The organism is Arthrobacter silviterrae (assembly GCF_011045165.1).
Lineage (GTDB): Bacteria > Actinomycetota > Actinomycetes > Actinomycetales > Micrococcaceae > Specibacter > Specibacter silviterrae.
Genome location: NZ_JAAKZI010000042.1, coordinates 17,666 through 30,410, shown reverse-complemented (window position 1 = coordinate 30,410; position 12,745 = coordinate 17,666). Strand labels below are relative to the sequence as shown.

The 12,745-nt window shown below is 63.8% G+C and carries 13 protein-coding genes and 1 pseudogene; 3 read left to right on the top strand and 11 right to left on the bottom strand.

Annotated elements, in window-relative coordinates; all coding sequences use genetic code 11:
- Window positions 1-75: 75 nt before the first annotated feature.
- The 3 genes and pseudogenes from G6N77_RS17570 to G6N77_RS20490 form a co-directional block, all read right to left on the bottom strand.
- Entirely contained in the window at window positions 76-720 is a 645-nt protein-coding gene (locus G6N77_RS17570; RefSeq protein WP_165183468.1) for a carbonic anhydrase, read from the bottom strand.
- A gap of 354 nt (window positions 721-1,074) precedes the next feature.
- A complete protein-coding gene (locus G6N77_RS20025; RefSeq protein ID WP_240902388.1) occupies window positions 1,075-1,770 on the bottom strand; it encodes a transporter permease in 696 nt (231 codons plus the stop codon).
- A gap of 49 nt (window positions 1,771-1,819) precedes the next feature.
- Window positions 1,820-2,128 (bottom strand): annotated as a pseudogene (locus tag G6N77_RS20490) (SLC13 family permease); the annotation flags it as partial.
- A gap of 305 nt (window positions 2,129-2,433) precedes the next feature.
- On the opposite strand from G6N77_RS20490, the gene G6N77_RS17560 reads away from it, so the two are divergent.
- Complete coding sequence (locus G6N77_RS17560; protein WP_165183467.1) at window positions 2,434-3,564, top strand: ferrochelatase; 1,131 nt, start codon at window positions 2,434-2,436, stop codon at window positions 3,562-3,564.
- Window positions 3,565-3,656: 92 nt separating this feature from the next.
- Here the strand turns inward: G6N77_RS17560 and G6N77_RS20205 are convergent, their stop codons facing one another.
- Together G6N77_RS20205 and G6N77_RS20200 are read right to left on the bottom strand one after the other, a co-directional pair.
- Window positions 3,657-3,764 (bottom strand): hypothetical protein, encoded by a 108-nt coding sequence (locus G6N77_RS20205; RefSeq protein ID WP_262453338.1) that lies wholly within the window; start codon window positions 3,762-3,764, stop codon window positions 3,657-3,659.
- A gap of 140 nt (window positions 3,765-3,904) precedes the next feature.
- Window positions 3,905-4,231, bottom strand: a complete 327-nt coding sequence (locus G6N77_RS20200; RefSeq protein ID WP_262453287.1) for a DUF2867 domain-containing protein — start codon at window positions 4,229-4,231, stop codon at window positions 3,905-3,907.
- Between the two features lie 498 nt (window positions 4,232-4,729).
- Here G6N77_RS20200 and G6N77_RS17550 point away from each other — a divergent pair, with 498 nt between their 5' ends.
- A complete protein-coding gene (locus tag G6N77_RS17550; protein ID WP_165183466.1) occupies window positions 4,730-5,644 on the top strand; it encodes an IS4 family transposase in 915 nt (304 codons plus the stop codon).
- Here the strand turns inward: G6N77_RS17550 and G6N77_RS17545 are convergent.
- From G6N77_RS17545 to G6N77_RS17525, 5 genes are all read right to left on the bottom strand, one after another.
- Window positions 5,527-6,342, bottom strand: coding sequence for an ExeA family protein (locus G6N77_RS17545; protein WP_205678392.1), 816 nt, complete (start codon window positions 6,340-6,342; stop codon window positions 5,527-5,529). The two genes, G6N77_RS17550 and G6N77_RS17545, sit on opposite strands and share 118 nt — an antisense overlap.
- Window positions 6,339-7,070 (bottom strand): Mu transposase C-terminal domain-containing protein, encoded by a 732-nt coding sequence (locus G6N77_RS17540; RefSeq protein WP_165183465.1) that lies wholly within the window; start codon window positions 7,068-7,070, stop codon window positions 6,339-6,341. Before G6N77_RS17540 ends, G6N77_RS17545 begins: the two co-directional genes overlap by 4 nt.
- Before the next feature lie 44 nt (window positions 7,071-7,114).
- On the bottom strand, window positions 7,115-8,866 hold the full coding sequence (locus G6N77_RS17535) for a reverse transcriptase domain-containing protein (RefSeq protein ID WP_165183464.1): 1,752 nt from the start codon (window positions 8,864-8,866) through the stop codon (window positions 7,115-7,117).
- Between the two features lie 414 nt (window positions 8,867-9,280).
- Window positions 9,281-10,282: a DDE-type integrase/transposase/recombinase gene (locus tag G6N77_RS17530; protein WP_165183463.1), complete on the bottom strand. Its 1,002-nt coding sequence runs from the start codon at window positions 10,280-10,282 to the stop codon at window positions 9,281-9,283.
- A gap of 100 nt (window positions 10,283-10,382) precedes the next feature.
- Entirely contained in the window at window positions 10,383-10,904 is a 522-nt protein-coding gene (locus G6N77_RS17525) for a helix-turn-helix domain-containing protein (protein ID WP_165183462.1), read from the bottom strand.
- Between the two features lie 342 nt (window positions 10,905-11,246).
- Between G6N77_RS17525 and G6N77_RS17520 the strand changes: the two genes are divergently transcribed.
- The gene (locus tag G6N77_RS17520; protein ID WP_165183461.1) at window positions 11,247-11,909 is read left to right on the top strand and encodes a transposase; all 663 of its coding nucleotides are present in this window, start codon (window positions 11,247-11,249) and stop codon (window positions 11,907-11,909) included.
- A gap of 399 nt (window positions 11,910-12,308) precedes the next feature.
- Here the strand turns inward: G6N77_RS17520 and G6N77_RS17515 are convergent, their stop codons facing one another.
- On the bottom strand, window positions 12,309-12,659 hold the full coding sequence (locus tag G6N77_RS17515) for an NAD(P)H-binding protein (protein ID WP_165183460.1): 351 nt from the start codon (window positions 12,657-12,659) through the stop codon (window positions 12,309-12,311).
- Window positions 12,660-12,745 lie beyond the last annotated feature (86 nt).

Below are 12,745 nucleotides of genomic sequence, written 5' to 3'. Positions count from 1 at the left end.
GCGGGGACGACGGCGGCACCCGTGGTCCGCCGTCGTGCCGGTCTTTGCGGTGGCCGGGCCGTCGCTGCGGACGGTTCAGGCGGTGATGGGACCGTTGCTGTAGACCAGTTCGGCGCGCCCGTCGTTGAGGTGGTACGTCAGACCGACCACGGCGGTTTTTTGGCTGGCGACGCCCTCGGCGATAATGGGCGATTCCTCCAGCAGTCGCGCGGCGGTCTGCTTCACGTGCTCGGCCACCATCGAATCAATGCTGCTGGCACTGTCAATGCGCAGGGCAGCCAGCACGGACGGGGTGATGAGCTCCACGATGCCCCGGACGTGCCCGGCCGGCATGGCCCCCGTCTCAACGGAACCCTTCGTGGCCGTCACAGCGCCACAGCTGTCATGGCCCAGCACCACGATCAGCGGCACGTCCAGGAAATCCTCGCCGAACTCGATCGAGCCCAGTGCGGTGTTGTCGATGACATGTCCCGCGGTACGGACCACGAAGGCGTCGCCCAGGCCCATATCAAAAATGATCTCGGCCGCCAGGCGCGAGTCCGAACAGCCAAAAATCGTCACAAACGGGTGCTGCCCGCCCGCCAGGGACGACCGGCGGGCGGCATCCTGGTTGGGGTGGGACGCGACACTCTCAACGAACCGCCGATTTCCCTCCATGAGCCTGGCCCAAGCCTGGGCCGGGGTCCCCGGGTGGGTGTTTCCGTGGTCTTCGCCTGCCATGCTGGTGTGCCTTTCGTAACAATGGATGTATTGACAAGTGGCCGGGATTCCGACCCGGATGGCCGATTCTGCCGGGTGCTTCACCCAGCCGGCGCGGCCGACGGCGGCTGCACCAGTGACCTGTCGCAGGAATATCCGCTGACCACTCCATCAGGTTTATCACGGCCCCGGCCAGGCGGCGGATTCTGGAACGCACTGTGACAATTTCCGGGCACCTTTCCTTCGATGTTGTGGCCGGGCCTGCTCCGCACCAACGGCTCGTTCCCCGGCGTCAGGAGTTCCGTGGCGGCAAGGAGCCCACCCATGGGCCTCACCTGGACACCAGAGCCAGGGCCCGCACGGCGGCCGCCACCGTCAGTGGAGCTGCCACAACCTCGCACAGCACGTACACTTCCCAGGGGCCACCACATTCATGCGCTTGTGCCGGCCGTGCCACAGCAGTGTTGCCGGGGACGCCCAGGGTGTCACCAGGGCCCCGGCATTGACGCCGATGAGCAGGGCTGCCAGCCGTTGCGGCGTCCCCGCCGCGAGTTCGATGAGCAGGTACGCAGGCAAGTTGTTGACCTTGATGTTGGCACCGACCGCGCCGGTGGCTGCCAGCCGCAACAGGTCCCACAGTCCGTTGCACTGCCCCGCCGGCTGTCCCAGGATCAGTGATGTGCCCAGGCCCCGGACTGCCTCCATGGCCGGGAACAGCCCCGACGCGAGCACCAGCAGCGGCCACGGGAGCAATGCCATGGTGAGTGCCTGGCGGCACCCCACGGCAAAGAGTGCTGCCAACTCCACGGCGGCGGCAGTGGACGGGATCCACAACTGAATCCCGGAAACCAGGACGGGCAGCAGGACGGCCAGGACAGCGGAGCTGGCCGCCAGGAAGGCGTGGTCGGGAGCCGGCCGACCGGACGCTGCCCCGCTTCCTCCCATGGCCGGGCCGCCACCGCTGCCCACCTTGCCTGGGCGGATCGTGCCGGCCGGATTCCTGCCAGAGCGCCCGGCCAGGTCCACCCGGAAAATAAGACCGATGCCCGGCAGCGCAACCGGCAAGAACAAGTGCCGGGGCCCACGTCATGGCCGCAAACCGTGCCGGGATGATCCCAGCCAAGGTGTTTTGGGCCAGCAGGTTGGTCAGGTTCGACATCGGCAGCAGGAGGCTGGCGGTGTTGGCCAGCCACACCGTCATCAGGGCAAGGGGCAGGACCGAAAACCCTGCCTGCCGCGCCGTACCAACCACCACACGAGTCAGCAGAACCGCCGTCGCATCCAAGGACAGGAAAACCGTGCACACCACCGCGACCATCGCCACGACCAGGCACACCAAAAATGCCGACCGCGCCCCCCCAAAACTGAAAACCGCGGCCACCCACCGAAAAATCCCAGCCTCGCCAGCCAGCGCAGTCACCACCGTCATCGATGCCACGAACGACAGGATCGGCGCCACCCGCACCAGCAACGCCACCACGCCGACTCATGGAAGAAGGCGGGCGACGACAGTGAACCCCGCCACCGCCAACAAGATCGCCCCCAAGCCCGCCAAGCGCATTGCCCAAGCTTATTCCCGCCCGGCCGCCGGGCCCCGTTTTGTCCGGTGTATTGTCCAGCGCTGTTCAACGGTGAAGTCCTGGTCCATGCGTGCAGGTCTCGGCGGTCGACAGTAATGCGCATCCGTGCCGGGCGATGTCTCTGCCCGGGTTGCATTATCTGTACACTGCTCGTATGACCGATGTGAATCTTGAACCTTTCGATGCGCTCGTTCTGATGTCGTTTGGAGGCCCGGAAAAGAACGCTGATGTTCTTCCCTTCTTGCAAAACGTGACCCGCGGCCGGGGCATACCTGACGAACGGCTGGTCGAGGTCGGTGAACATTACTACGGTTTCGGCGGGAAGTCGCCGATCAACGAGCAGAACCAGAAGCTTCTCGAATCACTGCGTCGGGAGCTGGCACGACGCGGCCTGGAAACCCCGGTTTTGTGGGGCAACCGCAACTGGGCTCCTTTCCTGACCGATGTTGCTCGGGATTTTGTGGCAGAAACAGGGGGCACCAAATTTCTGGCCATCGACACCTCCGCCTATTCCTCATACTCCTCCTGCCGGCAGTACAGGGAAGACTTCGCCCAGACCCTTGATGTCTTGGCTGCCGAGGGCATGCCTGTAACGTTTGAGAAGATCCGCCAGTATTACAACCACCCGGGTTTTGCCGATGCAGAGCTGGGCTGCGTGCGTCGGGCCGTCGATGCCTTTGCACAGCAGGTCGGGGGTCTTGATTCGCGCCGCCACCGCCTGTTGTACGTCACCCACTCCATTCCGCAAAGCATGCAGGCGGCGTCGGAGCGATGGACGGCCGGATATCGTGGGCAGCATGAACAGCTGATGTCCTGGCTCGAAGCGAAACTCGGCCTTGGACTGCACCTGGATTCGGAGCTGGTGTTCTGTTCCCGCTCGGGTGCCCCTCATGTGCCGTGGCTGGAACCGGATATCAACGACCGCTTGGAAGAGCTCAAGGCTGAAGGCATTGACGGTGTCATTGTTGTGCCGTTGGGTTTTGTTTCAGATCACATGGAGGTCAAATATGATCTCGACACGGAGGCTGCCCAGACCGCTGCAGGATTGGGCATGGACTTTTTGCGGGCTGAGTCCGTGGGCACCGACCCTTCCTTTGTGGCCGGCCTCGTCGACGCGGCGTTGGAACGCGCAGCCCAATACAGGGGCGAGCCTGTTGATTCGCCGGCGGTGACGGAGGAAGGCGCGCTGGCTCCTGGCAGCGGTGCGTGCTCAGTTTCGTGCTGCCTGGGCAGGTTGCCCAAGCCTGAGGCGCCTTCCTGGGCCGTCGGCGATGAAGGGCCGTAAGTGACTGGCTTTCCGACACGGCACCATAACTCCGGCCGCTGAATGCGGCAGGAGCGGTCAGCCGCAGACCGGCATTGCCAAGTGGATTCACGCTATGGGTCGCGCTGTCCGCCCTCGATCTCCGCCACAGCGGTGGTGATGCGTTTGGACATGGAGGAGAAAATCCGGCCGTCAAACGGAAATATAGCCAGCCAGTACAGCCGCCCGGCAATCCCGTGGGGAAGGACGACGGCACGTTGCGTCTAGTGGCTGCCCGACTCTGTGCGTTCAACGTAGAACTCGAGCCAGGACCGGCCCGGGGCACGCATCTCCGCTCGAAGCCTGAGCAGTTGGTTGGGCACTATATCCTCACCCTCCACCAGTCGAGGACGTCGCCGAGCGCCAGTTTTCCCCGGCTGCGCCGTCGACGGCGCCACCCGACCCCGCCGACGAGTTTGTCCATGATTCCCCGCAGGGCCCATGCCCCTGGCAGGGAGTAGTAGCCGGTGTCCCCGCCTATTCCTTGGATCACCGTGAAGGCGTTTTCCGGTCCGGCCGTCGATTCCCGCTGGCGAACGTCGGCGTACACCGTATGGCCGGCCCATTGCGGGTCTGACGGGAGCGGGTCGGCCGGTGCTTCGAGGCCGTGTGCCGTGACCCAGGTGGTTTCCACGGTGTGTGCAAGCATTTTGGCCTACGCCAGCAAGACAGCCCGCCGATACCCGGTCAATCCGTTCCTTGGGCGGGGAATCACAGTGTCAATGTCGCGGTTTTTCATGACGCAATCATGCTGGAGCGACTCGACTAAGGGAATGGCCAGTGATCGCGGGATGGGGGCGACAAGGTTGACCCATTGGGCGGCTAGCCCCAATGCCGTGAAGTTAGGCGGGCGGTGCCGGGGGCAAGCCCGTATCGCTGCGCGGTATTGAGTGCCTTGGAGCGTGGTCGGGGCATGGCCTCCGGGGTGCGGTGGGGTTCTGCACGCTGTCTTGTCTTAAGATGTGAGACGTCCTGCTAACGAGGCGGAACCCCTGTTAAACATGTGAATGTTCAAGCCCACATGTTGCACAGGAGTTCCTGCATGCCATCGTCTCATTCCTTGGCCTCTCATGACGAATCCACCCCTGGCCACGCGCCGGCAACACCACGTGCTGCCCGGGCGGTGTCTGTCTGGGACCCGGCGCATTTGGGTGAGTTGACCGTGCACCTGCCTGCTGAGCTGGTGGATGAGGCCCTGACCGCGACCCTGGCCCGCGAACGACGCATCCGGTCCCTGCCCTCGCGCGTGGTCGTGTATTTCGTGCTGGCCCTGGCCTTGTTCCCCGAGCTGGGGTACAGGTCGGTGCTGGGCAAGCTGTGCCTGGGCTCCGGGGTGCTGGCGGGCGTTAGTGCCAGTGCGTTGAGCCAGGCACGGCGGCGGGTCGGGGTGGGGCCGCTGCGGTGGATCTTCGAGATACTGCGCGGTCCTGCCCCGACGATTACCGGGGATGGGTCCTGGTTCGGGGCGTTGCGGGTCTGTGCCCTGGACGGCACGATCCTGTCCCTGCCCGACACCGGGCACATCCTGGCCAAGTACAGCAAGCAGGCCGGGCTCCATGGCGGCACCGGGTACCCGCAGGCCCGTGTGGTGGCGCTGGTTGCCTGCGGCACCCGCAGCATCATTGATGCCGTGTTCGGGCCGACCCGTGACGGGGAAACAACCCAAACCCCGGCCCTGCTGCCGAGCATGGGGCCGGGGATGATCGTGTTGGCTGACCGGAACTTTGCCGCCGCAGCCCTGCTGCACCGGATCAGCGATACCGGGGCGCACTACCTGGTGCGGGTAAAGAACGCCCGCAACCTCCTGTTGACCGTCGCGTTGTTTGACGATGGGGCCGCCACCGGGTTTGACGATGGTCCGGGTGTGGGAACGCCCCGCCGGGTTGGTCCTGGCGGGGCGTTCGTTGTCATGGTGGCGGCGTGGTCGTCATGGCTGCCGGTGGGTTATTCGCTGAATTCACTGACTGCTGATTGTGCTGCGGATTGGTCCACGATCGCGCTTTTTGCTGAGCGGGTGGCCATGAGTGCGGCGAGGGCGAGGTTGTTGATGGTGCGTGGGTAGCCTCGGGAGGCTTGGTGGATGACGGTGATGGCGTCCTCGGAGAAGAGCGGATCGGATCGTCCGGCGAAGCCGAGGTGTCCCTTGATGTAGGCGCCGGTGTCTTCCAGGTTCATGCCGCCGATGGTGAACCGGGTGCCGATGCGCTGGTCCAGGGCGGCCATGACCGCTAGCTTCAACCGTCTGCGCAGGGTGGGTTGGCCGATGAGCAGCAGTGCGAAGTGTGACTCGGTATCCATGCTGACGTTGCTGAGCATCCTGAGTGCTTCGAGGTCGTCATTGCTGAGCAGGTGTGCCTCGTCGATGAGAATGACGGGAAGGCGGGAGCGTTCATCGAGTTCCCCGGCGAGCAGGGACGCGGCCTGGGCGGCCAGGGCCCCGGCGAAGAACGAGGGTGTGGCTCCGAGGGCGGTGACGATGCTCGAGCGGATTCCCCGGATCCCGATGGTCGGGTCCGGGATGTAGATGATTTGGTGCCGTGAGGGTTCCAGGTGGGCCAGGGCGGCGCGGGCCGCGACGGTTTTCCCGGCCCCGACTTCCCCGGCGATCACTCCCATGCGGCGCTGCTCGATGCACCAGGAGATGCGTGCGACGGCTTCCCGGTGCCCGGGGTGCTGGTTCAGGGCTGCCGGGGGGATGTCACGGCCAAAGGGCATGCGGGTAAAGCCAAAATAGGATTGCAGGGTATCGATCTGGCTCAACGGGACTCCTCCTTGATGGCGGCCTGGTTTTGGGTGTTTTGTTCGTGGAGGTCGGCGAAGCTGATCGGCGCCCCGGTCAGTGATTGCCGGTGCCGGGTCGCGACCAGGTCCAGGTAATTGATGCCGGTGCTGATGTTCGCAGCATTGTCGTTGTCCTTCACGGCGTTGGTGACCTTGGCATGCACGTGCCGGCCAATGTCGAGGGGTTTCGCTGTCCCCGCCGGGAGTCCTTGGTGGTTGTTGACCGTGATGTCCCCGTCGAGGTCGAAGGGGTCGTAGACCAGCTCGACTGTGGTGCCGGCCAGCAGCGGGTCCACTTCATAGCTGTTCGAGTGCAGGGACACCGTCCCGGTCTTGCTCACCCTGCGGGTGTCTGACCACAGGAACGCCTGTCGGATCTCGTCCAGGGGTTTGCGGACCGGTTCCCGGTGTTCCCAGGACGCTTCCCACCGGGCCAGCGGTGTTTGCCCGGTGCTGGTGTGCACGGTGTGGTGGTAGACCATGTTCACCCACGCGGTAAAGAGCGTGTTCAGCTCTTGAAGGGAGCTGATCTGCGAGCCGGCCTCCGGGCCGGTGCCCGGGAGCATGGGGGTGTCGGTGACGGTGATTTCGCCCAGGAACTGGCTGGTGACGGTGTTGGGTAGGGTCGGCCACGCGGCGAGGTGCCCCTGATGGGGTCCTTTTCCGCGTGGCCTCCCTCCGAACCGGACGTGCCAGTTTCCCGGCATCCGGCTCTCCAATGATGTTAACGTGAACGCCATTCCCGAAGTGGTTACGGGTGGGTGAGGTCGTAACAGCTGCCGCAGACAATGAGTGTTTTTCGTTGTCGTGCGGCCATGATCTGCGCCCATGGCGGTGCGGTTGCGGATCGGTCGAGATCGGCGAGAGCCTTGATGTGGTGCACTCGCACCCCGTCGCGGCTTCCACAGATCTCACATACACCGTGCCGGAGCCTGATAATCAGCTCCTTGTGCGGGTATGCCGGTCCTGTAATCAGGCGATCATTCAAGAACGCCCTTTTCTGTCGTGCAAGCGGAAAACCGCCGAACCGTGCCAGCAGTGGCTTCATGCCTTCGCGTTCGAGGGTGGCCTCGAAACAGGTCCGCAGGCCCCCGGATGTGTTGATTTTGGCTTTGTAGCGTGCCGCCATCTTCGTCACCGAGGAGCCATGTTTCCCTGCCAGGGTTTTGAGCATGGACGTTTCCATGACCCAACGCAGCCGGTGCATCTTGCGGATGTCAACGGCAAGCATGTAGTACTGGGCGATACCCCGATACTTCGCCCCAAAGTTGGCCACGATGGTGTAATCATCGAGTGCCATCCAGGCGGGGCGGCGTCCGGGTTTCCCCTTAGACAGGTACGGGGACGCAGCCGATTTGATCACCGTATCGGGCACGGACAGCTGGATCTCACCGTTCAGGGAACGACGTCCCTTGCGCTGATAATGCTGATTGTGCCCAACATGGATGTCATAGCCGAGGAATCGTGCCGCGCCCGTGCGGGCGTGGGTGACCAGCGTCTTTTCCGGAGATAGTTCCAGCTTGAGTTCTTCACGCAGGAACACCCCCAAACGCTCCTTGATGGCCTCGGCTTCAGCCTTTGGCCCGGCGAACCCGAGCAGGTGGTCATCCGCATAACGGATGTAGCGCAGACGCCGATAGTCAGGATCTTGCGGATCCTGGCTCGGCAGGGCGTGTTGCTGGCGGCGAAGTTCCCTGATTGCTGGAGTGTCACCGCGCCGCCTTGCCCTCAGTATCTTTGCTTCCACCGACCGGTATACGGGATTTCGTTTCCGCAACCGGCCCCGGGTGTATTCCGGAATGAGCGTGTTCTCAACAAATTCATCCAACTTATGCAGGTAGATATTTGACAGGACCGGCGAGGCGATACCGCCTTGGGGTGCACCGGAAAACGTTGCACCCAATTTCCAGTCCTCCAAATACCCGGCACTGAGCATGCCCGATATCAGGGCCAAGAAACGCCCGTCCTGAATCTTTTCCGACAAGATGCTGATCAACACTTCGTGATCGAGCGATCCGAAACAGTCGGCAATATCTCCCTCGATGAACCATGTGGTTCCCTTCCAGACAGCGTCTACCTCCCGCAACGCGGTATGGCAGCCCCGTCCGGGCCGGAACCCGTGGGAACGGTCGGAAAACGTCGGCTCGTAGTATGCCTCAAGAAGCAGGCGCACGACTTCGCCGACGAGTTTGTCTGACCATGTTGGCAGGCCCAGAGGGCGGGTCTTCCCGTTCTTTTTGGGAATGAGAATCCGCCGTGAGGGCTTGAATCGGTAGCGTTCGTGACGCATGGCCTCAATGATGGCCTCGATCTTGCCCATAGACATGCCATCCACCGTTTCCGCTGTGACCCCCGGAGTCATCGCCCCCTTGTTGGAGTAGATGCGCCCGTAGGCCAACAGATAGAACGCTGGGTTGAATAGTTGTCGATATAGCTCATTGCACGGCAAACCGCGTTTGCCGCGTTCACGCAAGATGCCCAGAACTGCTTCGGCGTTCTGCATTTCGCATACCTCATTTCTGCCGGTCATCTTTCATCATCTGGCCCCCTTCGCCCTGCGGACGGCTTTCCCGTCCTCCTTGGCCGGTCGTGACTCCGGCGACTACTACGAGGCCTCCGTCACCATGGGGCTCGCGCCCGGTAGGTGATCCCACGTTCGTCGCTGCTATACGTATCGAGCATGATTTAGGCGCCCCACTCATCTCCTTAAATGCCCTCATTGGGCATCGCTCCTGATCCCGAAGGTTGCCGCAGTATTTTTCCTCCCCTTGGCAGGACCGGCACCGGCGACGGGTGTCATTTCCGGTGGATGTGAACTTGCATCTTCTGGAGATTGGGATTCAAGCAATCAAGCCTTCGCCATGTCACGCGGGCCTTCCCGACGCCCCGCCCCTAACACCTGGGCACGGTCGCCGATTTACTGGCATGCTACGGTCCCCATTACCTTTCGGTATCCGGGTAAGCCATCAGACCCACAAACCTCCCTTCGAGTTTGTCCCGGCTGCACCGGGGATATAGCAGCGCGCCTCGTGGCGCACAAGAAGCGCTCGATTTTTCCGCGTCCCTGGGGCCGGTACGGGGCCGAGTGAACGAGCCGGATCCCGAGCTTCGCGCAGGTCCTGGCCAGGGATTTGTCACTCATCGCGGCCCCGTTGTCGAGGTAGGCGACGTCGGGGATTCCGTGGGTTTGCAGGGCCGGGCGCAACACCGCTGAGAGTCGGATGGCGTCCTCGGCCCAGGCCCAGCGGGCGGTCGTGACCATGCGGGAATGATCATCCAGGAACGCGAACAGATACGTTTTCCTGCCCCCGATGCGGGGGCCGTGGAGGGCGTCACCAACCCAAATTTCATTCGAGACCGCCGTTTCGAAGCGGCCGGTGGCCACCGGCCGGGCACCGGTGGAAATGTTCCTCGCCCTAAAGTGGCGCAGCAGGGTCGTCTCCGAGGGGGCCTGGCCCAGGGTCTCGGTGATGATCCGCTTGACCTGGGCCGCGGTCCGGTTCGGTTTCTCACGCTTGAGCGACTCGGCCAGGACGAGCACGGTCGGATCAGTCCCGCCCGTGGTGGCGCGTTCTTCGGGTTTCAGCCCGTCGAACCCGCCCTCGTGCCAGGCCTTGACCCACCGGTCCAGGGTCTCCCTGGAGTAGCGGCGGGTCCCGCCAAACGGCCACGGATGATCCACGGCCGCCAACGCCCGCACCAACGGCCCACGCTGGCGGGTGCTCAACGACGGATCCGCCACGCCCCGGATCACCTGGTAACGGAACAACGCAATATTGTCCCGATGTTCCTTGCGCATCAACGGTGTGGTGGCCCGCGGTGCCGGATTCGCCGGCACCGCCGAAACCAGCGGTATTGCGGCTCCCGGCGGCACCAGGGCAGGGTCAAACCGATCGGGCAGCTGGGCTGAAGCACTCATCAAGTAAAAATTTCCTTCCAGTGGGGTCAAACACAAGGACCGCACCACCGCCGGCACAGCGGAAATGGCACGTGAACCCCACCTTGGCCCATTTACCGCACTAGCGGCAGGGCGGGCTGGTGTTGCACCCATCGGGCCATCCAACCCTGCTAAAGAACCACGGCCCATGAGCAAACAAGGCAGCATACTGCCACGGCACCGTGACCACGGACTGGGCAACGGCGCGGTGCAGATGGGCCAGCACCCGGGCATGGGCCATCACCATGCCCAAGGCGTTGGATTTCCACGTGGCGGCAGGTGCCGGCCAGAACCCCAACGCCTCGGCAGTGCCCCGGTGCACCCGGAGCGCGAATGCTGCCATGACCGCCGGGGCGTTGGCGCTGAAGGTCCGCAGCCAATCCCGGACGGTGGTCTCCGGGCGGCCGAGGACCGCAGCGATCTTCCGGTGCCCGGCACCCTGCACGATGTTCAGCTCCACGGCCTCGGCGATCACCCCCGCATGATCGGCCCGGCGGGCGGCCAGCCCCGGCGGGAGCAGGATATGGGTCGCTGCGCAGTCGCTGCAGCGGGCCCGGCGCGGGGTGAACAGCCGGCCCACCACCGGCACCCCACACCGGATCACACGCCCCACCCCGAACCCCCAGGGCCGCAGCCGGCCAGGACAGAGCGGACAGGCCAGCTCCCGTCCCAGAAGCTGGAATTCGACAGTGTCTGGATCGTGGCTTACGGTAAGCACAGCGCGACTCATTTCGCGTCAGAACGAGACTGGTGCGGCCTTAGAAACTGGCACCGGTCTCGTTCGTCGTTAAACCTTGAACCAAAATCCAAGGTCAGGGTCTGTCGTCAGCCTGACGCCGCCAACGAAGAAGGTCAAGAGGCAAAAAGAAAAACCAGGGAAACCACGCCCCATCGTCAGGCAACGCGGCCACTCACAGGCATCCACTGCGACGCGTAACACCTCCCCGTGCACCAGGCCCTGGCCGACGGGTCCTACCACTCGGTGCTGGCCGGCAGGAAGATCAGGGTCATCACCGCAACCCTTGCCCTGCAGACCGCCGACGGGGAGGAACGCACCGAAACGTACCGGCTCGTCACGAACCTTACCGACCCGGCCCAGGGCACCGCCAAGGCCTTGATGCGCCTTTACCACGAGCGTTGGGAAGTCGAAACGGCCTTCAGTGAGATCAAGTCCACGATGCTCGGCGGCAGGGTCCTGCGCTCACGCACCGTTCAATTGGTCGAGCAGGAAATCTATGCCCTGCTCATCGCTGATCAGCTGCTGCGCACCGTGATGAGCGAGGCCACCAACGCGGTCCCCGGCCTGGATGCGGACCGGGCCAGTTTCACCATCGCACTGACCACGGCCAGGGACACGGTCATCACCGGAGCACCACCACAGGCCCACCCCGGGCGGGGCTGGCACGGGCTGGCCGGACGAATCGGAGAGCACCTCCTGGCCAACCTCCTGCCCCCACGCAGGCTCCGCACCGGCCCAAGAACCGTCAAACGAGCCATGTCAAAGTTTCAGGCCCGCGCCACCAAACCCCACGGACCAACCCAACCAGCCCACGTGACCATACACATCATCAACGCCGACGACTGGTTGACAACAAAACCCGCAGCCTAACTTCACGGCCATTGCAGCTAGCCCGGGCGCCAAGACGGGTAGTGGGAGTATCCGTGGGCGCCGGATTGGGGCAGCTTCCGCATCGAGCGGCATGAGGTCTGCGTAGCTGTGTGACTCAGGTCCGCCAATGTCGGATCGGCCGGCTACTACGGGTGGACGACCGGCGGCCTGAGAAAGGTAGCGCAGGGCATCCCTGATGGCAATTGGTTGGACCCTGTTCAGCACCCAGCGCGGGGCTGGCATGACGGGCAGGAGGTCGGTGAGGTGGCGCACCATCTCGAAGCTGGCCGAGCCGGAGCCAATGATCAGGCCCGTTTGCAGGGTCAGGGTGGCAATGCCGCGTGATTCAAGAATCTCGCCAGCCTTGACCTTGGCCCTTGAGCACACGGGCCGGCCCAACTAACCTTCGGGATGCGGGCCAGACAAGTAGATCAGCCGCACAGCGCCTTCCTGGCTGGCCACAGCTGCCACAATCTGGGCGCACTGCTCCTCCACTGGGGCGAAATCCTTGTTGTCGGACATCGAATGCGCCAGGTAGTACAAAGGCGTTGCGCCGTCGTACAACTTCTGGACCGCGTGAGGATCGGACTGGTCGCCGGTTACCACATGGACCCTGCCGCTCCAGGGCACGCCGCGCAGGGCATGGCTCCGCCGCGTCAGAACACGCCCTGTGTGCCCCTGCTCCAGAAGTGTCGGGACCAGCCCGCCACCAATGTAGCCGTTGGCGCCGGTGGCGGCGATGACACTCATGGCATACTCACCAAAGATCCACGGGCAACAAAAGCGCGCAATGCCGCCACCAAACCTGCGGCTGCGCAAAGGAACCGGGCGGCCAT

Excerpts from the sequence above, each read along its gene's own strand:
- G6N77_RS17570 (WP_165183468.1), bottom strand. The coding sequence starts at position 720 with ATGGCAGGCGAAGACCACGGAAACACCCACCCGGGGACCCCGGCCCAG.
- G6N77_RS17560 (WP_165183467.1), top strand. The coding sequence starts at position 2,434 with ATGACCGATGTGAATCTTGAACCTTTCGATGCGCTCGTTCTGATGTCG.
- G6N77_RS20200 (WP_262453287.1), bottom strand. The coding sequence starts at position 4,231 with ATGCTTGCACACACCGTGGAAACCACCTGGGTCACGGCACACGGCCTC.
- G6N77_RS17540 (WP_165183465.1), bottom strand. The coding sequence starts at position 7,070 with ATGCCGGGAAACTGGCACGTCCGGTTCGGAGGGAGGCCACGCGGAAAA.
- G6N77_RS17535 (WP_165183464.1), bottom strand. The coding sequence starts at position 8,866 with ATGCAGAACGCCGAAGCAGTTCTGGGCATCTTGCGTGAACGCGGCAAA.
- G6N77_RS17530 (WP_165183463.1), bottom strand. The coding sequence starts at position 10,282 with ATGAGTGCTTCAGCCCAGCTGCCCGATCGGTTTGACCCTGCCCTGGTG.
- G6N77_RS17515 (WP_165183460.1), bottom strand. The coding sequence starts at position 12,659 with ATGAGTGTCATCGCCGCCACCGGCGCCAACGGCTACATTGGTGGCGGG.